Below are 22,245 nucleotides of genomic sequence, written 5' to 3' on the forward strand. Positions count from 1 at the left end.
AAAGATTGACGCGGGAGTTTTTTGGTGTCTGTCCGCTTCATCGATCCTCCGGGAACCACACTTCGCGCCGGGCAGGATCAACAACGCTCAGTCGTTGCGGCCACTCAGGCGCGCGACCGCGTCGTGAGCGTGCAGGCTTTCCAGGTGAGCCACACTCGCCTCCCACGCCGCCAGCCACGGCAAGGCCGCCAGCGTGGCACCCACTCGGCGCGCGGCATCCTCGCAGAACATGAGGTTCTCGGCATTGGCGCGGGCGAAAGCCTGTTCGTCCTCACGTTTGACCGCGGTCTGCACCGGCGTGCCCAACGCCGCCTCCAGCGCATCGACCAGCGCTTGCAGCGGCAAGTCTTCGAAGCCTTCGCGCAACGCCACCCGCACCGTCGCCACGCTGCGCTGGGCATGCGGCGTCGCCGCCAAGCCAGCCTTCGAGGCCAGCCAGTCGCGTACCGCATCCGCTTCGACCACGCCTTCACCGAACTCGGCGGCAAAGGCTTCGGCATTCAACTCGCGCGACAATGCCGCCGAGGCGGGACAGGTGCTGGAATACTCGACTTCGACCCGCAACCACGCGCGCAAGGCATCCTCTTCGGCCTCCAGCGCCAGTTCGACCGGGTAGCGCTTCCAGCCACGATTCGCACTGATCAACGCCGGGCGTTCGAGCAATTGGTCGAAGCGAAGCACCAGCCGCGCACGTTGGGCAATACCCTCCTGGGAATCGATCAGCCCGCGCATCAGCGCGCGCAGGTTGGCGTCATCGAGACGCGCGGATGGCAGCACCTGTTGCAGCTTGAGATACAGCCTGGACATGTGGATGCCACGTTGTCCCGCCTCGCCCAGGTTCACCGCCACATCGATGCTGGCCGGCACCCGCACGCCACCCAGCGCCAGCGGTAATGCGATGCCCTCCATGCCGACCCAATCGAGCGGCCGCGCCAGCGCTGCGGACTCGAAGGCGACATCGGGCAAGGGACGTGAAACGGACATCAACATGAACGGCTCTAATGCGAATGGCTCGCATATTGTACCGGCGGGTTCAACGCCTCGCCGCCCGCCAGCTGCAACAGAGCGTTTTCCACGGCGACAATGCCCGCTCCCCCCTGCGAGCACCGGCGAGGGCGGCGAGCAAGCGGCGTGGACGGGTGGCGGAGCCGGCCGCGACTGGTTCATCGGGCAGCCCCAGCCGTTCGCGTAATTCATGGCTGATGAGGGCGCAGCCGTCGCGGTCTTCGTCAAACAGACGGCGTTCGGCGATGTCCAGCATGCAGGCGAAGCGATCCAGAGCGGTGAGATCGTACCCATCGCCACGCCGCATCAGCGCGGGCAAAGCGGCGGCCAGCGCATTCCAGTCGACTTTTTCCTTTTGCAGCAGCGTGCCCAGCGGGTGCCGGCGCGCACCCTTGGCCCAAGCGTGCAGTTCCTCCTGCCACCAGGCCAGCTTGGCTAGGCCCGGCGCGGGATCGGGGGTGGAAGCGGCATCCAGCCATTCCTGCAACAGGGCGAACCATGCCTCGGCGACCTCACGCCGGGCCACCGGCACGAATACCCGCGCGATGCTCCACTCCGGCCAGCGCGCGCGCCATTTGTCGATGAAGCCGGCGGCCTCGGCCCGCGCCTCGCTCACGGCCAACGCTCCGCATCGAGCAGATCGGCGGGCGTTTCGATCATTACGTCGGCATGCCAGTCGTGCGGGTCATCGTCCGCCATACGGTAGCCCCAGAGCGCGGCGATCGCCGGCATGCCGGCGGCGCGCGCGGCTTCGATGTCGCGCCGGTCGTCACCGACATAGGCGCATTGCCCGGGCACCACGCCGAGCGTTTCCATCGAGTGCAGCAAGGGCAATGGATGCGGCTTGCGCGCCGGCAGCGAATCGCCGCCGATGAGCACCGCGCAGCGCGTGCTCCAGCCGAGCATCGGCAGCAGGTCGCGCGCGAGCCTCTCCGGCTTGTTGGTGACGATGCCCCAACGCCCGCCATCCCGTTCGATGGCGGCAAGCAGTGTTTCGATGCCGTCGAATGGGCTGCCGTGCTTGCCTAGCTCACCGGCATAGGTGTCGAGAAATTCCGGTACCGCGGCAAGGGTTTCCTCGTCGTTCCACCGGGGGAATGCCGCGCTGGCCATCGCCCGCGCGCCACGCGAGACGAAGGGACGAATGTCGGCCAGCGCCATCGGCGCCACGCCGCGACGCGCGCGCATCAGGTTGACCGTGGCCAGCATGTCCGGCGCGCTGTCGAGCAGCGTGCCGTCGAGATCGAACAACACCACCTCGGGGAAGCGTCGCACCCGGCTCACGCCTTCACCGCCGAAGCCAGGTAGTTGACCCCGGTGCGCGAGGTCAACCGCGCCGAATCCCGCCACGGCTCGTACATCAGGCCGCTGACATCCTCCAGCCGCAGGCCCGCCCCGCGCAGCCAGGTGGCGAGTTCGGAGGGTTTGATGAAGTCGCGGTACTGATGGGTGCCCTTCGGCAGCAGGCGGGCAACGTATTCGGCCCCGACGATCGCCAGCGCGAACGCGGCCGGCGTGCGGTTGAGGGTGGACAGGAACAGCCGCCCGCCCGGCTTCAGCAGGCGCGCGCAGGCGCCGATCACGCTGCCCGGGTCGGGAACGTGCTCCAGCATTTCCATGCAGGTGATCGCATCGAAAGCGCCGGGCATCTCGGCGGCCAACGATTCCACCGATTGCAGGCGATAGTCGATGCGATGGCCGGCTTCGAGCTGGTGCAGCTTCGCCACTTCGATCAGCTCCGGCGCCAGATCGATGGCGGTGACACGCGCGCCGGCGGCGGCCAGCGCCTCGGACAGCAAGCCCGCGCCGCAGCCGACATCCAGCCAGGTGGCGTCGGTCAATTCCGCCCGTTCGGCGACATAACCCAGCCGCGCCGGGTTCAACGCATGCAGGGCCTTCTGCGGGCCTTCCTTGTCCCACCAGCGGTTGGCCAAAGCACCGAATTTGTGCAGTTCGGACTGACGAAAATTTTGTTGTGCGTCTGACATGTCGTTCTCCTACGCTCTCGCCCACCCGCCCGGGAGGCGAGTTCAGCGCGCGCTGTCGATGGCGGCGATGCGGCTCCGCCACTGCCGCGCATTGGCGAGGATGCCGGCTTCGTCCATCCCCACCAGCTTGCGTTCGCACAGCCTGGCCTTACCGGCGATCCATACGTCGCTGACCTGATGGCGACCCGTTGCATAGATGATCTGCGAGATCGCCTCGAACATCGGCTGGCCCTCGATGCTGTCGAACGAGAGGCAGGCGATATCGGCCTGCTTGCCCGGCTCCAGGGTGCCGATCACATCCTCCACCCCCATCGCTTTCGCGCCGCCCAGCGTGGCCGCGCGTAGCGCTTCAGCGGCGGAGAACGCGGCCGCGTCCTCGGCCACCGCTTTGGCCAGCAGCGCGGCGGTGCGGGTCTCGCCCACCATGTCGAGGTCGTTATTGCTGGCCGCGCCATCGGTGCCGATGGCCAGATTGACGCCCGCCCGCAGCAGTGCGCAGGCCGGGCAGAAGCCCGAGGCGAGCTTCAGGTTGGATTCCGGGCAGTGCACCACGCTCACCCCGCGCTCGGCACAGAGCCGGATCTCCGCCTCGGTGAGCTGGGTCATGTGCACGGCGATCAAGCGATCGTTGATCAGACCGAGCCGGTCCAGGCGCGCGATCGGGCGAACACCGTATCGCTCGACCGACTGCCGCACCTCCTGCGCGGTTTCGTGCAGGTGCAGGTGAACGGGAATGTCCAACTGGTCGGCCAGCAGGCCGACGCGTTCGAAGTTCCCATCGTCCACCGTGTACGGGGCGTGCGGGGCGAAGGCGGTACGGATCAGCGCGTCGTCGCGCCAAGCATCGTGGACTTCGCCGGCGCGGTCGAAATACTCGTCGTCGCTCTTCGCCCAGGCGGTGGGGAAATCGATCACCGGCAGGCCGATGCGGGCGCGAAAGCCGAAACGCTTGTAGGTGGCGGCCTGCACGTCGGGAAAGAAGTAGTGCTCGTTGGCGCAGGTGGTGCCGCCCCGGAGCATCTCGGCGATGGCCAGCGTGCAGCCGTCGGCGACGAACTCCGGCCCGATCACCGCGCCCTCTATCGGCCAGATATGCCGCTGCAACCAGACTTTGAGCGGCAGGTCGTCGGCGACACCGCGCATCAGCGTCATCGGGTTGTGGGTATGCGCATTGACCAGGCCGGGAATCAACGCCGAATCCGGGCGCGAGACGGTTTCCCTCGGCGCATAGCGCCCGCGGGCCTCGGCGTGCGGCAGGATGGCGAGGATCACGCCCTTGTCGATGGCGACGGCATGGTCTTCCAGCACCACGCCATGCGGCGCGACCGGAATGACATGGCCCGCTTCAATCAGGAGATCGCAGGGGATGGGAGAAGTCGCTTCGTTCATGCGGCTATTCTGCCCGAACGCGATGGGGGTTCCATGAAAGACGAGGGCCGCGCGAGGCGGCCCCGATCAATCGGCGTCGAGCCGGCACTCACTTCACGCGGCTGACGTATTCGCCGCTGCGGGTATCGACCTTGATGATCTCCTCCTGGCCGACGAACAGCGGCACGCGCACCACCGCGCCGGTTTCCAGCGTGGCCGGCTTGCCGCCGCCGCCCGAGGTATCGCCGCGCACGCCGGGATCGGTCTCGGTGATCTTCAGCTCGACGAAATTCGGCGGCTGCACCGCGATCGGCACGCCGTTCCACAGCGTCACCACGCATTCCTCCTCGCCCTTCAACCACTTCTCGGCGCCGCCCATGCCGGCGGTATCGGCCTGCACCTGCTCGAACGATTCCGGGTTCATGAAATGCCAGTATTCGCCATCGGAATACAGGTATTGCATGTCGGTATCCATGACGTCGGCCACTTCCAGCGAGTCGGTCGCCTTCATGGTGATTTCCTGCACGCGGCCGGTCTTGATCTGGCGGAACTTGACGCGGGTGAAGGCCTGCCCCTTGCCCGGCTTGACGTACTCGGTCTCGGTGATGACCGCGGGTTCGTTGTTGACCAGAATCTTCTGGCCGTTCTTGACGTCGTTCATGCCCAGGCTGGCCATGCGGGGTCTCCTTCGGGCCGCGCGCGGGCGGCGATCAAATAAAATGGGTGCGACATGATACCCGCTGCCCCTCTCACGCTACAGCCCACGGGCTGGCAGGCCGAATGGCGCGATGCCGTGCGCGACCCGGTCGAGCTGCTGTCCCTGCTGGGGCTGGGGCATCTGGCCCCGCGCCTGTCCGCCGCCGCCGCCGCGCAATTCGCCCTGCGCGTACCTCGTGCCTTCGTTTCGCGCATGCGTCATGGCGATGCCGCCGACCCGCTGCTCCGCCAGGTGCTGCCGGTCGACGACGAGGAGCGCATCGTGCCCGGCTTCACGCACGACGCGGTGGGAGACGGCGCCGCCAAGGCCGCCGTTGGCGTGATTCGGAAATACCGTGGCCGCGCGCTTCTGATCGCCACCGGCAGTTGCGCCGTGAACTGCCGCTATTGCTTCCGCCGACACTTTCCCTATGCCGGCGAAACCGCCGCGCGCGGCGGCTGGGCGGACGCGGTGGCGGCCATCCAGGCCGATGAGGGCATCGAGGAAGTGCTGCTCTCCGGCGGCGATCCGCTCTCGCTCGCCACCCCGAAACTCGCCGAGCTGACCACACGGCTCGCCACGGTTCCGCATATCAAGCGGCTGCGCATCCATTCGCGACTGCCGGTGGTGCTGCCCTCGCGCATCGATACCGAGCTGACCGCTTGGCTGGCCGCCCTGCCCTGGCCGGTCGCCTTCGTCATCCATGCCAACCATGCCCGCGAGTTCGATGCCGAGGTGGATGCGGCGCTGGCCCGCCTGCGCACGGCGGGCGCCCATCTTCTCAACCAAGCGGTGCTGCTACGCGGCGTCAACGACTCGGTGAACGCATTGGCGGGGCTGTCCGAGCGCGGTTTCGCCGCCGGCGTGCTGCCCTACTACCTGCACCAGCTCGACCGCGTCCAGGGGGCCGCGCATTTCGAAGTGGACGATGCTCGCGCCCGCGAATTGCACCGGCAACTGGCGGCCCGCCTGTCCGGCTATCTGGTGCCGCGACTGGTGCGGGAAGTGGCGGGCGACAGCGGCAAACGGCCACTATCGGCACTGAATCCATGAACCACGTCCGATATAGTGACGGGCATCCCGACCGGCTCCGCCGTGCGGGTCCCACTCCCGGAGATTTCATATGCCCAAAGGCGCGGACGCCCCCATCCGTATCCTTGTAGTCAACGATGACGTTGCCGAAGCCGAGGCCACCGTCAGCAACCTGCGAAACTTCGGCATGTCCGTGCGCCCCTCGCGCCCGGCCAATGTCGGCGAATTGTCCACCCTGCTGGACAGCCATGCTTTCGACCTGGTGCTGCTGTCCTCTCCCGCCAACGTGGTCAGCGACGCCGAGACCTTCCGCCTGGTCGAAGCCAGCGGCAAGGACCTGCCACTGCTGGTGGAAGTCCCCCGCATCGACGATGCCACCCTGCTCGCCCTCACCGCCGCCGGCGCCCGCGGCGTCGTTCCGCGCGGTCGGTTCGAATACCTGCGCGACATCGTGGCGCGGGAGTTCGACGACCTCAGCGCACGGCGCGGGCTTCGCAAGCTGGAAGGCCAGCTAAGCGAAACCGAACGCCGCTGCGATGCGCTGATCGAGTCCTCTCGCGACCCCATCGCCTACGTCCACGAAGGCATGTACATCCGCGCCAACGGCGCCTACCTCGAAATGTTCGGCTACGACGACTTTGGCGACATAGAAGGCATGTCCCTGCTCGACATGGTGGCGCCGGCGCACGTCACCGAATTCAAGCAATTGCTGAAGGACCTATCGAAAGGCGAGGCGCCACCGCGCCACGAACTGCAAATGCGCGACAGCCACGGCCACGACTTCCCGGCGGTGATGGAGTTCACCCAGGCCAAGTACGAGGGCGAACCCTGCCTGCAAGTCGTGATACGCCGCCAGGAAATCGATCCGGCATTGGCGGCCGAAGTGGAGGAATTGCGCCGGCGCGACATGGCCACCGGCCTGCTCAACCGCCAGACCTTCCTTCAATACCTCGACCAATACGTGGCCGAGGCCGCGCGCGGCGAAAACGAGCACGCCCTGCTGCTGATCGAACTCGACCAGATCGCGCTATTGCGGCAACAAGTCGGGCTGGACAACATCGACGACCTCGCCGCGGCCGTCGCCGACCGCCTGCGCGAGACGCTCGGCACTGAAATGCTCATCGCGCGCATCAGCGAGAACACCTACGCGGTGCCGCTGGCCAACAGTCAGTACCGGCAGACCCTCGAAGTGGCGGAACGCATTCGCTTGGCCTTCAACAGCCGTCTGCTGGAAACCACCGAAAAGACCCTCAGCACCACCGTCAGCGTGGGCGGCGCCCAGATTGGCGAACGCATCGCCCAGGTCTCGCGCGTGCTGACCAAAGCCAGCGAGAGTCTTCAATACGCCAACAGCGTGGGGGGCAACCAGGTGCAGGTGTTCGACCCCCGCGAGACCGAACGTGCCGAAGAAGAACGCATCGCCGCCTGGACCACCCATATCCGCGACTCGATCACCAACGATGCGTTGGTGCTGCACTACCAGGCCATCGTCAACCTGCACGACGAAACAGAGCAATTCCACGAATCGCTGCTGCGAATGAACGCCAGCGACGGCCACTTGCTGCTGCCCGACCAGTTCGTCCCGCTGGCCGAGGAACATGGCCTGTCCAACGTCATCGACCGCTGGACGATCCGCCACGCGCTGAAGGAAATTCGCATCCGGCAGGATCGCGGCATGGTGGTGCGAATTCTGGCGAAGATCTCGCAATTGTCGCTGGACGACGCCACGCTGCTGGCCGATATCGAACGCATGCTCAAAGAAACCGGCGTACCGGCCGACCGCCTCGTGCTGCAATTGCCCGAGTCCAAGATATTCACCAACCTGCGTTCCGCGCAGCGCTTCAACGACGGACTCGGCAAGCTCGGCGCCAGCTTCTGCATCGAACACTTCGGCACCGGCCTCAATTCGTTGCAGATGCTGAGCCACGTCCAGCCGCGTTTCCTCAAGCTCAACGAAGACTTCATCGAAGATTTCAGCGAGTCGCAGGAAAACCTCGAACGCATCACCGAGATCGTGACCGCCGCCGACAGCCTGAACATCCCCTGCATCGCGCGCGGGGTCAAGGATGCCGCGACCATGACCGCGCTGTTCACCGCCGGTGTGAAGTACATGCAGGGCGACTTCATCGCCCCGCTAACCGAGCAACTGCCCTGAGCCGAACGGGTGGAGACAAAGAAAACGCCGGGATTTCCCCGGCGTTTTCATTTTGGATGCGGTCTGGTCGACTCAGGCGGCGATACCCTCGCGCACCGCGTTCTGGTCGAGACGCGCATCGCGCAACGCCTGGATCCGCTCATCCAGTGGCGGGTGGCTCAGCATCAGTTTCTTGAGACCGTGGCCGATGGCGCCGCTGATCCCGAAAGCGGCCACCTGCTTGGGCAGCGTGTTCTCGCCGTGGTTGAGCTTGAGGCGTTCCAGCGCGGAAATCATCTTCTCGCGGCCGGCCAACGTCGCCCCGCCAATGTCGGCGCGGAACTCGCGGTGACGCGAAAACCACATCGCGATCATGCTGGCAAAGATGCCGAAGATCATGTCCAGCACGAACACGATGGCGAAGTAGGCCAAGCCCGGGCCATCGCTGTTACGCCCGCCGGAAAGATAGCCATCGATGGCGCGCCCGACCACCCTCGCCAGTACGATCACGAACGTGTTGAGCACGCCCTGTAGCAACGCCATCGTCACCATGTCGCCGTTGGCGACGTGGGCGATCTCGTGGCCCAGCACCGCCTCGGCCTGGTCGCGGTCCATCGCCCGCAGCAGGCCGGTCGAGACCGCGACCAGAGCGTTGTTGCGGTTGGCGCCTGTGGCGAAGGCATTGATTTCCGGGGCTTCGTAGATGGCGACTTCCGGCATCCCGATACCGGCGGCCTGCGCCTGCCGCCGCACCGTGGAAAGCAGCCACTGCTCGACTTCGTTGCGAGGCTCGGCGATCACCATCGCCCCGGTAGCGCGCTTGGCCATCCACTTCGACATCAGAAGCGAGATGAAGGAGCCACCGAAGCCGAACAGCATGGCGAATACCAGCAGGCCGCCATTGTTGCCGAGACGGATGCCGAACATCGGCAGCACCACGTTCATGATGATGCCGAGCAGCAGCAGCACCGCAAGGTTGGTGGCGAGAAAAAGGAAAACGCGCTTGAACATGTTGGATTTCACAAATGGCGGAATCAATCGGGAAAATATGCCCGATGACCATTGAATTCAATGTGATGGCTGAACGAAAGCGACAGGCGACGAGCGTCCGCGGCCGTTTCGCGCCCTCGCCCACCGGGCCGCTGCATCTGGGTTCGCTGCTGGCCGCGCTTGGCAGTTGGCTGCATGCGCGCGCGCAAAACGGCGAGTGGCGGGTGCGCATCGAAGACATCGACCACGCCCGCGAGGTGCCGGGCGCCGTCGAGGCGCAACTGGAAACCCTGCGCCGGTGCGGGCTGGAGTGGGATGGCGAAGTCGTCCGCCAGTCGCAACGTGACGCACGCTACCAGGCCACGTTGGACAGGCTGCTGACGCGCGGCCTCGCCTTCGAATGCCATTGCAGCCGCGCCGATCTCGATGGCGGCGGCCCGCACCGGCGTTGCCTGGCGGTGACGAAGCGCCAAACCCCGGCCATACGCCTGCGCGTGCCGGATGATAGCCATGTGGCTCATACCGACGGCATCCACGGCCGGCGGACGCAGACGCTAGACCGCGAAGTCGGCGATTTCGTGCTGAAGCGCGCCGATGGCTACTGGGCCTACCAACTGGCGGTGGTGGTGGACGATGCCGCAATGGACATCAGTGAAGTGGTCCGCGGCGCCGATCTGCTCGACTCCACACCCCGGCAAATCTTCCTGCAACGCACACTCGGGCTGCCAACGCCCCACTACGCCCACCTTCCACTGCTGCTGGACGACAACGGACGCAAGCTCGGCAAATCGCTGGCGGCGCTGCCGGTCGATACCGGCGACCCGCTGCCCGCCCTGCGCTTCGTCTGGCAGGCGCTTGGTCAATCCACCGCAATAGTCTCCAGCGCGACCTCGCCCCAGCGGTTCCTGCGCCTTGCACTGGCCGATTTCGAGGTTTCGCGCATCCCGCGCGCACCTGTCGCGCCGCACAACATGATTTGAAGACCGCCGCTCTAGAATCGAGTCAACCATCACACCAACCTCAATGGGGGAAGCGACATGACTTCACGCGTGGCATTGGTTACCGGCGGTACCGGCGGCATCGGGACGGCAATCATCAAACAGTTGGCCGACATGGGGCACAAGGTCGCCACCAACTATCGCAACGAAGAAAAAGCGCATGCCTGGGCCGAGAAAATGAAGGCCGAGGGATACGAGGTACTGCTGGTCAAGGGCGACGTCACCTCCACCGACGAAGCATCGGCGATGGTCAAGGCGGTCGAGGAAGCGCTTGGCCCGATCGACATCCTGGTCAACAACGCCGGGATCACCCGTGACGGCACCTTCCACAAAATGCAGACCGAGCAGTGGAAGCAGGTGATCGACACCAACCTCAACTCCTGCTTCAACGTCACCCGGCAGGTGATCGAGGGCATGCGCGAACGCAAATGGGGGCGAGTCATCCAGATCAGTTCGGTCAACGGCCTCAAGGGACAATACGGTCAGGCCAACTACGCCGCCGCCAAGGCCGGCATGCACGGCTTCACCATTTCGCTAGCGCGTGAGAACGCGAAGAACGGCATCACCGTCAACACCATTTCGCCCGGCTACATCGCCACCGACATGGTGATGGCCGTGCCGGAAGAAGTGCGCGCCAAGATCGTCGCCGACATCCCTACCGGCCGCCTCGGTACGCCGGAGGAAATCGCCTACGGGGTCGGCTTCCTGGCCGACGAAAAAGCCGGCTGGATCACCGGCTCCAACCTCGACATCAACGGCGGCCACCACATGGGCTGGTGATTGCCACTTGATGCCGGCGCCTGACGACGCACCCGTACCCCAAACAGTCTCGCCCAGCATGCGGAAGGCGCGCCCGCTATGATGAATTGGTCAAAAGGGATTTCGCCCGCCATCATCGCGCGACCCTGGACGGAACGAAGCCCGCCCCGGCAATGAAAAGAAAAGGCCGGCACGCCCGATAAAGCGTGCCGGCCCATGTCACACATACCGGGATGCCGAGTATCAGAACTTCATCGAAGCCTGGAGATACAGCGTCCGTGGCTGCCCGACATAGATACCGCGATTATTGTCGTCGAACGAGCGGGTGAAGTAGCGTTTTCCAAACACGTTGCGCACCCCCACGCCCAACGTCAGATCCTTGTAATTCGAACCGAATGCATGGCTGCCATGCAGCCCCCAGACCATATGGCCGGGGATTCGGCCATTGTTGCCCGCGGGACTCTCCATCGAAGTGTTGCGGTTATCGGAAAACTGCCCCGATTGCGCGCTGCCATCCACCCCCAGCTTCCACGGCCCCTGACGGTAATCCAGCCCCATGACCAACTTGTGCCGGGACGAAAAAGGCACCTGGTTTCCCTTGTTCGGCCCCTCTTCCAGAATGCGGGCATCCACGTAGGCATAGTTCGCATAAGCGCTGAACCCACTCAGCGCGGGATGCCAACCGGCCAGCTCATAGGCAACGTTCGCCTCCAGGCCCTGGTGGCGCGTCTTGCCTCGCGCATAAACGCTATTGGTCTGCTGGTTGCTTTCGTACTGGTTGCTGAAAGTGATGGCGAACAGTCCGGCCGACACCAGCAACCCGTCGTTATCGTAACGGGTGCCAAGTTCCCAGGAGCGCCCTTTCTCTGGCGCCACGTCCCCGCTAGTGACCGCGCTCTTCATCTTGCTGTATTGCAAGGTACCGAAGGAGGTATCGGTATTGGCGTACAGATTCCATTGCTCGTTCAACGCATAGGTCACGTTCAGCGCCGGCAGTATCGCAGTGTAGTTACCCGCATCGCGTTTACTGCTGAACGCATTGATCTGTCCCGAACTGATGCGCTCGACCCGCACGCCGGGCACGATGACCCAAGGGCCATACGTGATGCGGTCATCGATGAAGAAAGCATTGGCCCGGGTATAGCCGTGCGTCTTTCGATCCAACGGGCTGGATTCGGTCGGCAAAGTGTTCCCGCTGGCGGGCAAACGATAACGCCATTCCCGGCTGGACTCGCGCACATAACGGTGGCCGACACCGATCTCGTGCAAGGATTCGCCAATGCCGAACCCCCGGCTGAAGCGGGTCTCGATCCCATCCACGGTATAGCTGCGCGGGGAAAGGGAAAAGAACGCCCCCTGATCCAGATAACCGCTGCGCAAGGTTTCGGTACGGAAGGCCTTGACCGAGAACCGGGCCGCGGTATCCGGCTCATAATCGTAACCGACCGTCAACAGATTGCGATGCCCCCAGAAACTATCCCAAGGCCGGGTGGATTGGTACGGGTCGCGCTGGTAGTTGGCCACACTCAGGCCGCCGGGCATGTCCGCCCTGCCCTCGTAACGCTGCGCCATCGCATTGAAGGCGTGCGGGCCGCTGTCAAAACGCATCTTGAGCATCAGGTCGTCGATCTTCGTGCCGCTGCGCGCGCGCCAGTCGCCGCCGCGCACGCCGCTGTAAAGCAGCGCCACTCCCAAACCATTGTCCAGCGTACCGCCCAATAACGTGCTGGCCGTGGTCTTGCCCCCCGTCTGAGCCGAATTGGGCATGAAAGCAGTCTGTACGTTGAACGTGGCCGTGGGGTTTTTCGGAATCCGCCGCGTCACGAAATTGATGATGCCGCCGACATTCTGTGGCCCGTAACGCACGGTGGCGCCGCCGCGCACCACGTCTATCGCATCCAGGTTGCCCAGCGAGACCGCGCTGAACGAAAGCTGCGGCTGCCCGTAAGGTGCGAAAGGCAGCGGAATACCGTCAATCAACACGGTGGAGCGCCCGGCCAGACGGGGATTCAGCCCGCGCACACCCAGATTGAGCGCCATATCATGACTGCCCGTGCCGTTGTTTTCCGGCGCGTTCAACCCCGGGATACGCGTCAATACTTCACGGATGGTGGTCGCGCCCTGTGCCTGAAACTGATCGCGGATAATCAAATCGCGCGTACCGGGATGGCCAAACACCGTGGTGCTCGAGGGGTTGTTCAGCCAGTTTCCGACGATGGTGACTCTGAACAAGGTGGGCGGAGTGTCGGCCGTCGCCGAATCAGCAGGCGTATTCTTTTGCGTGGATGGCGCCCGCTCCCGTTCCGGGGCAGGCGTCGAGCGCCCATCCATTTGACTTTCCGGCGCCTGCGCCACAGCGAGCGGCTGCGCCTGGGCGCTCCCCGCGAGCGCCGCGCAGGCAAGCACCATGCGAGCTACGGGGTATTTGTGTCTATTCATTCATATCTCCAAAATTATTCGTCAGATACATGGCAACGGCTCACGCACCCATGAAGGTTCGAGAAGGTGTGAAATTGCCTGGATATGCATCCCCTGGGTATTTTTCAGCACGATCGGCACGCCCCCCTGCAACGTGTCGAGCGTCGCTTGCCGAGCCAATCTCGTACGCTGCCAGCGCCGCCAATCATAAATGAATCTCATTGCCACCGCTTGACCGACATCAACCAATCGCCCTGGCACGGGGACATCGAGGAGTCGCCATGGCGAAGGGCCGCCCGCCAAGGCAGTTGCGCCACCTGTTGTGGTGCGTCATCCTGGTGGAAATTCCACAGGGGATAGACGCAGCATGGCCACGCGGATCATCAAGAAGTACCCCAATCGCCGCCTGTACGACACCGAGATCTCCAGCTACATCACGGTGGAGGAAGTGCGGCAGCTGATCCTCGACGGCGAGGAGTTCGAGGTGCGCGATGCCAAGACCGGCGAGGATCTCACCCGCCAGGTGCTGCTTCAGATCATCGCCGAGCAGGAACAGGGCGGCGCACCGGTACTGTCCACCCAGCTATTGAGCCAGATCATTCGCTTCTACGGCGACTCCATGCAGGGCTTCATGGGCAACTACCTGGAGCGCTCGATGCAGTTGTTCCTCGAACAGCAAAGCCAGTTCCGCCAGCAACTCGGCGGCATGATCGGCCAAAGCCCATGGGCGATGATGAACCAGATGGCCGAACGCAACCTCGAAGCGTGGACCCAGTTCCAGAAATTCATGGCCGGCCAGGCCGGCGTCGCCAAACCCGAACCCAGGGATGACGCCAAACCGACCGGCAAGCGCTGAGACCGGCGCTTCAAAAGCCGGTAGACCTCGCGCCGTTCAGCGCCGGCGGTGCCGGCACTGTCATCCGCGCCAACCCGCCACGCTACGGCGGGCCGTTCATCGATTTCCGCCCTCCATTGCTCCCGAAGCCCATGAGACTGACACCCCCAGCTTTCGCCACTTGGTTCATCGCGCTGCTGATCGGCGCCCTCGCCACCGCCGGGAAACTCGGCTATTTTCCCGCCGCCGCGCCCTATTCGTTCTGGATGATGACCGTGGCCTTCGTGATGCTGGTATTGGGTTCGCTGTTGAAAGGACTCTAGCTGTAGCGCCCCCGCCACCCTGCCGATGGATACGTATCGAGAACGGGCCTTGCGGCCCGTTCTCGTTCCGCTGTGGAGTGCCGCTCAGGACAGGCCGGCGACCGGCTGGGCCGCACCGCTCTGACAGAATTGCTGGCGATACTGGCGCGCCTTCGGCAGCAGCGATTGCAGGTGCTGGATGCGGCTTTCCGCACTGGGGTGGGTCGAGGCGAATTCCGGCGGGCTGTTGCCGCCCGATTGTGCCGACATCCGCTGCCACAGCGGGACGGCTTCATCGGGGTTGAAGCAGGCGGCGGCCATCAGCATCAGGCCGACTTCGTCCGCCTGCGATTCGTGACTGCGCGCATACGGCAGTTGCGAGGTCACACCGTAGGCTTGGTAGATCATCTGCTGCATCTGCGGGTCCATGCCACTGGCCGCGCCCGCCATCGCGCCGATCTGCTCCAGCTTGCCGCGCGCCATGCGCTGGGCGCCGTGGCGCATCAAGGCATGCGCGATCTCGTGGCCCATCACCACCGCCATGCCGTCGGCATTCTTCGCCACCGGGACCAAGCCGGTGTAGACCGCCATCTTCCCGCCAGGCAATGCGAAGGCATTCGCCTGCGGTGAATCGAGGACATTCACTTCCCACTTGAAATCCCTGGCGAAGTTGCCGGGTTGCAAGCCACGCTCCCGCGCCAGCGCCGACTCCACCTCATCCACCTTGTCGACCAGCCGCGCCGCGATCTCGCGCACCTGACGGGCAATCTGCGAACTGGAATCGACCGGCCGCTCCTGGGCCAGGATGTCCCGATAGGCTTGCAGGCCCAGGGCTTCTTCCCGCGAAGCATCGAGGTTCTTGTCGATCAGCACTTTTTCGCCGGTATAGGGATCCACGGTGCGGTTGGAGAAGTAGTAATAAAGCCCGTAAGCCGCGAAAGCGATCAGGATCAGAAGGCGGGGGTTGAATCCGCGACGACGCGGCTGGCGGTACTGGCCCTGGTTGGGATCTTGGCGCATCTCGATGGTTCCTCGAAGTCATCCGCAGCTTACGGCATGCCTGACGGCCGGGAAATTGGACTTCGCCCCACGCCACGACGGCGTGAAACCGGCCGCTCAGATATCCCGCACCACCCGGAATCCGGTGCGGGCGTTGGTGACGTCATGCGCTTGCGACATCCGCCAGGCCGAGCGCGTCTGCGCCGGCGCACTGGACCACGAGGCCCCGCGCACCACGCGCGTGCGACAGCCGGGGTTGTGCCAAGCGCCGCCATCGGCCGGGGCGCGACGGAAGCCGACATGCCAGCAATCCGTCACCCATTCGCTGACATTGCCGCCAAGGTCATGCAGCCCGAAGCGATTGGCGCGGAAGCTGCCCGCGGGGGCCGGCCCCCAGTAGCCGTCGCCATAGCCGGTGAAGGCGTTGCCCCAGCGCCGCCCGGATGGCGAGCGGTCGAGTGCGCCGGTCAGGTTGCCGGTCTGGCGCGGCGGCGCGCCATCGCCCCAAGGGAAGCGCGTCTGCCCGCCGGCACGCAGGGCGTACTCGAACTCCGCCTCGCTCGGCAGCCGGTAGCGCTGGCCGGTCTGGGCTGAAAGCCATTCGGAATAGGCTTCGGCATCGCGCACGTCGACATGGATCACCGGCAGATTGGGCGAGGCCGGCCTGCCGTGGTAATCGCTGCGCCAGGTAACATCGTTGCGCAACACGAAGTTACCGCTGCGCTCGTCGTATACCACCGAATAGCCGCGCCGCTCGGCACGGGTGCGGTAGCCCGTGGCATCGATGAAGCGGCGGAAATCCGCCACCGTGGTCTCGCTTCGGGCGATGGCGAAGCCGCGCCGAAACCGCACCTCGTGCCGTGGCCACTCGGCCTTGGTCGAATCCTTTTCGCTCTCCGGCGCGCCCATCAGGAAGCGGCCATGCGGCAATACCGCCAGCGGCGGGCCATGGCCGCCACCCTTCAACGGATCGGAGAATCGCTGGCCGGGGCGGTGGCGGCCGTAGTGGGCAGCCAGCAGCATCTTTTCCCGCAGGCGGGCGATACGCCAGTCGTTCTCCACCGCGATCGCGGCCATCTCGTCGATCTGTGCCTGCGCCTGACGGAAAGCACCGAACTCATCCGGCGCATCGAGAGTCTTGAGCGTGGCCGCGTAGAGCGTCGCCACACGCGCCTCACGCATCAACCGCAGTCGCCTGCGCGCTTCGTCCACCCTCCATGGCGATTCCGGCCGCAGCTTGGCCGCGCGCGCCAGCCACTCGCCGGCTTCAGCGTAACGGTCGGCGGCGCGGGCCGATTCGGCGCGGGCGATCATGGCCGCTTCCACCTGGCCGATGCCGGCTTCGGCGCGCGCATCGCCCGGACGCGCCCGCAACACTTCACGGAACGCGGTCAATGCGCCCAGCCCGGATTCCCCGAGGCGACCATCGCGCAATTCGTTTTCGCCGTGCTCCACCAGCGCTTGCAGGCGATCGGCGGCATCGACGCGATCGAGATAGGCCACCGTCTCCGGCGCGTCGCCATCGAGCGTGCGCAACACCGCGGCGATACGATGCGCCTCGGCAATGCCGGCATCGGGGCGGCCAAGCGCCGCCAGCACCGCATCCCCCTGCGCCAGCAGCTTCGTCAAGGCCGCTTGCAGACCTTCATCCGCCGCCGCATCCCGCGGGTCGCGCTTCTTCAGAGCCAGCCAGATCGGAATCGCCGAATCGGCATCGGCATACAGATCGCCGCGACGGAGCGCTTCTCGGGCGCGCTTCCGGGCAGCCTCGGCCGCCGTGTCGTCGGCAATCGCCACCAGTGGCGGCTGCCAGTCCAGCGCATAGGCCGGCAGTTCGTCCTCGCTGACACTGACCAGGCCACGGCGCAGGCGCGCTTGCGCCGAACCGGCCTCGGGCGCGGGCGTCGCGTCCTCCCCGCCGCAGGCGGCAAGCACGAGCAACCAGGACAGCAAGGCGAGGCGGAAGCGTGGCATGGCGCTTAGGGTATCGTTAGCCGCCCCGCATCGCCCGGATACCGCGTGAACCACTGGATCGACCACCCCGAAAAACTGTGCGAATTCCTCGCCACCAAGCCCACGCGCGTGGGGCTGGACACCGAATTCGTCCGCGAGCGCACCTGGTGGCCAGTGCTGGCACTGATACAGATCGCGATCGGCGAAGACATCCTGCTGGTCGATGCGCGCATACCCGGGATGAACGAGGCCATCGCCGGTCTGCTGCGCGACGAATCGATACTGAAGATCATGCACAGCCCTAGCGAGGACCTGGTCGCCTTCGGCCACGATTGCGACGCCCTGCCCTCGCCGTTGTTCGACACCCAGGCCGCGGCCGCCCTATGCGGGCTGGGCGCCGGGCTCGGCTATCAGAAGCTAGTGCAAATGCAGCTCGACATCGCACTGGAAAAAGGCGAGCAACGCTCCGACTGGCTGCGCCGCCCGCTGTCGGATTCGCAATTGCACTACGCCGCCGAGGACGTGCGTCACCTGTTCGCCCTGCATGACGATCTCTCCTCACGGCTGGCCGTCAATGGCCATGCCGCATGGCTGACGGAAGATTGCGCGCGCGCCGTACGCAATGCCGCCGCCGACGCCATCGATCCCTGGCCCCATCTCGGCGTGCGCCCGGCGCAGGATTTCAGCCGCGAGGCACAGGCCCGCCTGCTGCGGCTGATGCGCTGGCGCGAGGCCACCGCGCGCGAACGCGACCTGCCGAAGAACTGGGTGATCGACCAACCCATGGCGCTGCAACTGGCCGAACGCCCGCCGGCGGATTTCAACGCGCTGCGCGATATGCTGGAGCGCACGCCGAAATCGCCGCGCAAACTGGCAAAGGAACTGTGGGCCGCGCTGACCACCCCGCTGGCCGACGAAGCCACGATGCCGCCGGTGCGCCGTGATAACGACATCGACAAGCAAACGCTGCGCAAGCTTCAGAACGCGGTGACGGAAGTCGCCGGCGAGCACACCATCCCCGAAGGCATGCTGGCCTCGCGGCGCTGGCTGGAAGCCCTGCTCGAAAGCTGGCCGACCTGGCCGGAAGCGCTCGACGGTTGGCGGCGCGGGCTGCTGCAATCCCGCATCGAGGCCATGCTCGGCAAGCATTGACCGCGCCCCGGCCGCCCGCTGGCCGGGAGGCGTGCCGAGCGGCAACCTTAGGCCGGCGTGCCGAAACGGCCCAGCGGGGCGCCGGCCAGCAGATGCAGGTGAATCTGAAACACCGTTTGACCGGCATCGCCATTACAGTTCATGACGATGCGGTAGCCGCTCTGATCGAAACCCTGCGCCTTGGCGTAGGCGGTCGCGGCCACCACCAGGCGGCCGACGATTTCCGGCTCGTCCGCCGGTACGTCGTTGAGCGTGGCGAAATCGCGCTTGGGCACGAACAATACATGCGCCGGCGCCTGCGGCGCGATGTCGCGGAAAGCAAACAAGTGCTCGTCCTCGTAGACGATCTCGGCGGGAATCTCGCGACGCTTGATCTTATGGAAGATGGTGCTCATGGTCGGCTCCGGACATGGATGCGCCGATGATAAGCGCTGGCTCACTCCATCTCGCTGCGGCTGCCGAAAGCATGCGAGAGCGTGCCGCGATCGACGTACTCCAGCTCGCCACCAAGCGGCACGCCATGCGCGAGCCGGCTGGGCCGCACCTTGGCCTGGCGCGCCAATTGCGCCAGGTAGTGCGCGGTGGCCTCACCCTCGACGGTGGGATTGGTGGCGATGATGAGCTCGCGCACCTCGCCACCGGCCAGCCGCTCGGCCAGCGCATCGAGCCCCAACTCGGCCGGGCCGATGCCGTCAAGCGGGCTCAGCCGCCCTTGCAGGACGAAATACAGGCCGCGATAACCGGTTGCCTGCTCGATGGCGAGGCGATCGGCCGGGGTTTCAACCACGCACAACTCGGCGGCATCGCGCGCGGGATTGGCGCAGGTCGGGCAAAGATCGCCCTCGCTGAAATCGCGGCAGCGTGCGCAATGGCCGATCCTCGCCATCGCCTCGGCCATCACCCCGGCCAGTTTTTCGCCACCGCCACGCTCGCGCTCCAGCAGGTGATAGGCCATCCGCTGCGCCGATTTCTGCCCGACGCCGGGCAACACGCGCAACGCCTCGATCAGTTGTTCGAGCAAGGAAAGACTCATCGAAGCTCCATCATGCGCACGGGGAGGCCGCGCTCGCAATCCACGCAAACGACGCGAGGCGGCGCGACACCATCGTAAAAACACACATCCTCAACCGCGAAGGCGCGACCAGGAACGCCAAACGGCTCTGGACAAACACCGGCGTTTCAATTCCCACGCCCGTGCTGGCGGGATGTCACGACGGGCCATCACTCCCCCGTTCAAAACAGGCCCGGCAATTTCATTCCCGGCGGCATCGGCATGCCGGCCGTGGCCGCGCCCATCTTTTCCTGGCTGGCGGCATTGGCCTTGTTTACCGCATCGTTGAAAGCGGCGGCGACCAGATCCTCGGCCATCTCGGCATCCTCGAACACGCCGGGATCGATGCGCACCTTGCGGCACTCCATCTTGCCGGTGAGCGTCACCGTGACCATGCCGCCGCCGGCATTGCCGGTGACTTCCAGATTGGCCAGTTCTTCCTGCGCGCGTTGCAGGTTTTCCTGCATCTTCTGCGCCTGCTGCATGAGTTGGGCGATGTTGCCTCGCATGGGGAAACTCCTATGGATGTTCGTGGGTCAGTCGTCGAGCGGACGGATGGAATCGGGCACCAACTTCGCCCCCTGCGCCATCAACCGCTGTACGTCGGGATCGTTCAGAAAAACGTTCTCGGCAGCGTCGTGGCGGGCATCGCGTTCGCGCTGCTGGCGCCGGTGCAGGGTGTCGCCGGTATCGGTGGCCACTTCGAAGCGGATATCCGGCGGCGCGCCGAAGGCATCGGCCAGCGCTTCGCGGAACTGCTTGAGAGTGGAAGGCGTCTTCAGGAACTCGTCGTCGGGCGAAAGCGAAAGCCGCAGCACACCGTCTCCGTAACCGACGAAGCCGACATGCGCGGCGAACGCGCGCGCCGCGCCGCGCATGTCGGCCCGGGCCAGGATGTCGAGCCAGCGCTCGCGGTCGATCGGGCCTTCCACGGCAGCGGGGCGGGGCGGCGACGACGCCCGCATCGCCGGTTCGGGCGCCCGCGCGGCGGCCTCGCGTTCGTGGCGCGGTGCCGGCGCGGGCACGGGCCGCGCGGCGGCCTCGGCCACCGCCTGCCGGGCCTCGGCGCGCGCGGAACCGGCGGACCTGGGAAGCGACGGCGGTGCCGTTGCTTCACCGCCTTGCCCGGCCGGACGGAACGCCAGCATCCGCAGCAAGCTCATCTCGAAGCCGGCGCGCGGACTTGGCGCCAACGACAAATCGCGGCGGCCATTCAACGCCATCTGGTACCAGAGCTGCACCAGTTCGGGACGCAGCGCCTCGGCCAGCGCATCGACATCGATACCCACCTCGTCATACGCCACGGCGACGGGCACCAATTGACGCACCTGGATACGGTGCAACGACTCGGCGACGGCCTCCAGCACATGGCCCCAATCGGGCGACAGCTCGGCCAGCGCGGCAACTTCCGCCATCAAGCGCTCGCCATCGGCATCGGCCAGCGCCGCCAGCAACGCGCCGACACGGCCGCGATCGACGGTACCGAGCATCGCCGTCACCGCCGCATCGCCGACTTCGCCGCCACCGTAGGCGATGGCCTGGTCGAGCAGCGAAAGACCATCGCGCAGACTGCCATCGGCGGCGCGCGCGAGCTGGCGCAGTGCGCCCTCCTCGAAGGCAATCCCCTCGGCGCCGAGGATCTTGTGCATCTGGCCTTCGATCTGTTGCAGGTCGAGCCGCTTCAGGTTGAATTGCAGACAGCGCGAAAGCACCGTCACCGGCAGCTTCTGCGGATCGGTGGTGGCAAGCAGGAACTTGACGTGGCCCGGCGGCTCCTCCAGCGTCTTCAAGAGCGCGTTGAAGGCCGACTTCGACAGCATGTGCACTTCGTCGATCAAGTAGACCTTGACCCGGCCGCGGCTCGGCATGTACTGCGCGTTGTCAATCACCTCGCGCACATCGTCCACGCCGGTGTTGGAAGCGGCATCGATCTCCAGCAGATCGATGAAACGGCCGGCATCGATGTCCAGGCAGGTTCGGCATTCGCCGCAAGGCTCGGCCGAAGTCCCCTGCTCGCAATTCAACGACTTGGCGAAGATGCGCGCGATGGTGGTCTTGCCGACACCACGGGTGCCGGTGAACAGGAACGCATGATGGACACGACCGGTATCCAACGCATTCGACAACGCGCGTACCACATGTTCCTGGCCCACCAGCTCGGCGAACCGCTTCGGACGCCACTTGCGGGCGAGGACGAGATAGCTCATGCGGGCATTCTGCCACGCCCCGCGGCCAGCCCCGATGACGCAAAGAAACCTTTTGCCATGCACGCGGCGGACGTTTAGAATGTCCGGCCCGCTGGCCCTTGGCCGGCGGGAAGCCGGAGAGGTGTCCGAGTGGTTGAAGGAGCACGCCTGGAAAGTGTGTAAGCGTCTAAACCGCGCTTCGGGGGTTCGAATCCCCCTCTCTCCGCCAGTTATCCAGTAGGTGGTGGCTCCGGCCAGGCGGTTCCGGAACTACCCTGCTAGAAGACCTACTACGCCCGATGTGCTGGGCTATGTGGGCGAAAAGGCCGCCCACAGGGCGGCTTTTTCCTATGTGCAATTCGGATTTGATCGAAGGAC

General features: G+C 65.4%; 21 protein-coding genes and 1 tRNA gene. 8 read left to right on the forward strand and 14 right to left on the reverse strand.

From position 1 onward, the window contains the following. Positions 1-87: 87 nt before the first annotated feature. The 6 genes from folE2 to efp all read right to left on the reverse strand — a co-directional run bounded on the left by folE2 (position 88) and on the right by efp (position 5,037). The gene (gene folE2 / locus EBB59_RS07050) at positions 88-990 is read right to left on the reverse strand and encodes a GTP cyclohydrolase FolE2 (protein ID WP_245979126.1); all 903 of its coding nucleotides are present in this window, start codon (positions 988-990) and stop codon (positions 88-90) included. A gap of 43 nt (positions 991-1,033) precedes the next feature. Beyond that, positions 1,034-1,621 carry an isoprenoid biosynthesis enzyme family protein gene (locus tag EBB59_RS07055; RefSeq protein ID WP_147455530.1) on the reverse strand — a complete coding sequence of 196 codons (588 nt, stop codon included), beginning with the start codon at positions 1,619-1,621 and terminating at the stop codon, positions 1,034-1,036. Further along, entirely contained in the window at positions 1,618-2,289 is a 672-nt protein-coding gene (gene gph / locus EBB59_RS07060) for a phosphoglycolate phosphatase (protein ID WP_245979127.1), read from the reverse strand. Before gph ends, EBB59_RS07055 begins: the two co-directional genes overlap by 4 nt. After that, positions 2,286-2,993 (reverse strand): bifunctional 2-polyprenyl-6-hydroxyphenol methylase/3-demethylubiquinol 3-O-methyltransferase UbiG, encoded by a 708-nt coding sequence (gene ubiG / locus EBB59_RS07065; RefSeq protein ID WP_122101450.1) that lies wholly within the window; start codon positions 2,991-2,993, stop codon positions 2,286-2,288. Before ubiG ends, gph begins: the two co-directional genes overlap by 4 nt. A gap of 42 nt (positions 2,994-3,035) precedes the next feature. Further along, complete coding sequence (locus tag EBB59_RS07070) at positions 3,036-4,382, reverse strand: TRZ/ATZ family hydrolase (RefSeq protein WP_122101451.1); 1,347 nt, start codon at positions 4,380-4,382, stop codon at positions 3,036-3,038. An 88-nt stretch (positions 4,383-4,470) separates the two neighbouring features. Beyond that, positions 4,471-5,037, reverse strand: a complete 567-nt coding sequence (efp, locus tag EBB59_RS07075) for an elongation factor P (protein ID WP_122101452.1) — start codon at positions 5,035-5,037, stop codon at positions 4,471-4,473. Positions 5,038-5,091: 54 nt separating this feature from the next. Between efp and epmB the strand changes: the two genes are divergently transcribed. Together epmB and EBB59_RS07085 are read left to right on the forward strand one after the other, a co-directional pair. Continuing rightward, the gene (gene epmB / locus EBB59_RS07080) at positions 5,092-6,111 is read left to right on the forward strand and encodes an EF-P beta-lysylation protein EpmB (protein ID WP_122101453.1); all 1,020 of its coding nucleotides are present in this window, start codon (positions 5,092-5,094) and stop codon (positions 6,109-6,111) included. A 70-nt stretch (positions 6,112-6,181) separates the two neighbouring features. Next, positions 6,182-8,245 carry an EAL domain-containing protein gene (locus EBB59_RS07085; RefSeq protein WP_122101454.1) on the forward strand — a complete coding sequence of 688 codons (2,064 nt, stop codon included), beginning with the start codon at positions 6,182-6,184 and terminating at the stop codon, positions 8,243-8,245. 72 nt (positions 8,246-8,317) lie between these two features. Here EBB59_RS07085 and htpX read toward each other — a convergent pair whose 3' ends face one another. After that, positions 8,318-9,235 (reverse strand): protease HtpX, encoded by a 918-nt coding sequence (htpX, locus tag EBB59_RS07090; RefSeq protein ID WP_122101455.1) that lies wholly within the window; start codon positions 9,233-9,235, stop codon positions 8,318-8,320. Between the two features lie 65 nt (positions 9,236-9,300). Here htpX and gluQRS point away from each other — a divergent pair, with 65 nt between their 5' ends. Both gluQRS and phbB read left to right on the forward strand, forming a co-directional pair. Further along, positions 9,301-10,194: a tRNA glutamyl-Q(34) synthetase GluQRS gene (gene gluQRS, locus EBB59_RS07095; RefSeq protein WP_122101530.1), complete on the forward strand. Its 894-nt coding sequence runs from the start codon at positions 9,301-9,303 to the stop codon at positions 10,192-10,194. Between the two features lie 57 nt (positions 10,195-10,251). Then, a complete protein-coding gene (phbB, locus tag EBB59_RS07100; RefSeq protein WP_122101456.1) occupies positions 10,252-10,992 on the forward strand; it encodes an acetoacetyl-CoA reductase in 741 nt (246 codons plus the stop codon). A 222-nt stretch (positions 10,993-11,214) separates the two neighbouring features. Here phbB and EBB59_RS07105 read toward each other — a convergent pair whose 3' ends face one another. Beyond that, on the reverse strand, positions 11,215-13,410 hold the full coding sequence (locus tag EBB59_RS07105) for a TonB-dependent receptor family protein (protein ID WP_122101457.1): 2,196 nt from the start codon (positions 13,408-13,410) through the stop codon (positions 11,215-11,217). 346 nt (positions 13,411-13,756) lie between these two features. On the opposite strand from EBB59_RS07105, the gene phaR reads away from it, so the two are divergent. Then, on the forward strand, positions 13,757-14,245 hold the full coding sequence (gene phaR, locus EBB59_RS07110; protein WP_122101458.1) for a polyhydroxyalkanoate synthesis repressor PhaR: 489 nt from the start codon (positions 13,757-13,759) through the stop codon (positions 14,243-14,245). Between the two features lie 131 nt (positions 14,246-14,376). Further along, a complete protein-coding gene (locus tag EBB59_RS13800; protein WP_158601741.1) occupies positions 14,377-14,547 on the forward strand; it encodes a hypothetical protein in 171 nt (56 codons plus the stop codon). 84 nt (positions 14,548-14,631) lie between these two features. Here EBB59_RS13800 and EBB59_RS07115 read toward each other — a convergent pair whose 3' ends face one another. Then, positions 14,632-15,546: a M48 family metallopeptidase gene (locus EBB59_RS07115; RefSeq protein WP_122101459.1), complete on the reverse strand. Its 915-nt coding sequence runs from the start codon at positions 15,544-15,546 to the stop codon at positions 14,632-14,634. A 96-nt stretch (positions 15,547-15,642) separates the two neighbouring features. Further along, positions 15,643-17,499: a formylglycine-generating enzyme family protein gene (locus EBB59_RS07120; RefSeq protein WP_122101460.1), complete on the reverse strand. Its 1,857-nt coding sequence runs from the start codon at positions 17,497-17,499 to the stop codon at positions 15,643-15,645. A gap of 45 nt (positions 17,500-17,544) precedes the next feature. On the opposite strand from EBB59_RS07120, the gene rnd reads away from it, so the two are divergent. Beyond that, positions 17,545-18,630 (forward strand): ribonuclease D, encoded by a 1,086-nt coding sequence (gene rnd / locus EBB59_RS07125; RefSeq protein ID WP_122101461.1) that lies wholly within the window; start codon positions 17,545-17,547, stop codon positions 18,628-18,630. A 47-nt stretch (positions 18,631-18,677) separates the two neighbouring features. Here the strand turns inward: rnd and EBB59_RS07130 are convergent, their stop codons facing one another. The 4 genes from EBB59_RS07130 to dnaX form a co-directional block, all read right to left on the reverse strand. Continuing rightward, the gene (locus tag EBB59_RS07130; protein ID WP_122101462.1) at positions 18,678-19,025 is read right to left on the reverse strand and encodes a histidine triad nucleotide-binding protein; all 348 of its coding nucleotides are present in this window, start codon (positions 19,023-19,025) and stop codon (positions 18,678-18,680) included. Between the two features lie 41 nt (positions 19,026-19,066). Next, a complete protein-coding gene (gene recR, locus EBB59_RS07135) occupies positions 19,067-19,663 on the reverse strand; it encodes a recombination mediator RecR (protein WP_122101463.1) in 597 nt (198 codons plus the stop codon). A gap of 200 nt (positions 19,664-19,863) precedes the next feature. Then, positions 19,864-20,190 (reverse strand): YbaB/EbfC family nucleoid-associated protein, encoded by a 327-nt coding sequence (locus EBB59_RS07140; RefSeq protein WP_122101464.1) that lies wholly within the window; start codon positions 20,188-20,190, stop codon positions 19,864-19,866. A gap of 27 nt (positions 20,191-20,217) precedes the next feature. Continuing rightward, positions 20,218-21,888 carry a DNA polymerase III subunit gamma/tau gene (gene dnaX / locus EBB59_RS07145; protein WP_122101465.1) on the reverse strand — a complete coding sequence of 557 codons (1,671 nt, stop codon included), beginning with the start codon at positions 21,886-21,888 and terminating at the stop codon, positions 20,218-20,220. Between the two features lie 115 nt (positions 21,889-22,003). On the opposite strand from dnaX, the gene EBB59_RS07150 reads away from it, so the two are divergent. After that, positions 22,004-22,096, forward strand: a tRNA-Ser gene (locus EBB59_RS07150). The last annotated feature ends 149 nt before the right edge of the window (positions 22,097-22,245 follow it).

Origin of the sequence: Solilutibacter pythonis (assembly GCF_003697345.1) — a bacterium.
Taxonomy (GTDB): domain Bacteria; phylum Pseudomonadota; class Gammaproteobacteria; order Xanthomonadales; family Xanthomonadaceae; genus Solilutibacter; species Solilutibacter pythonis.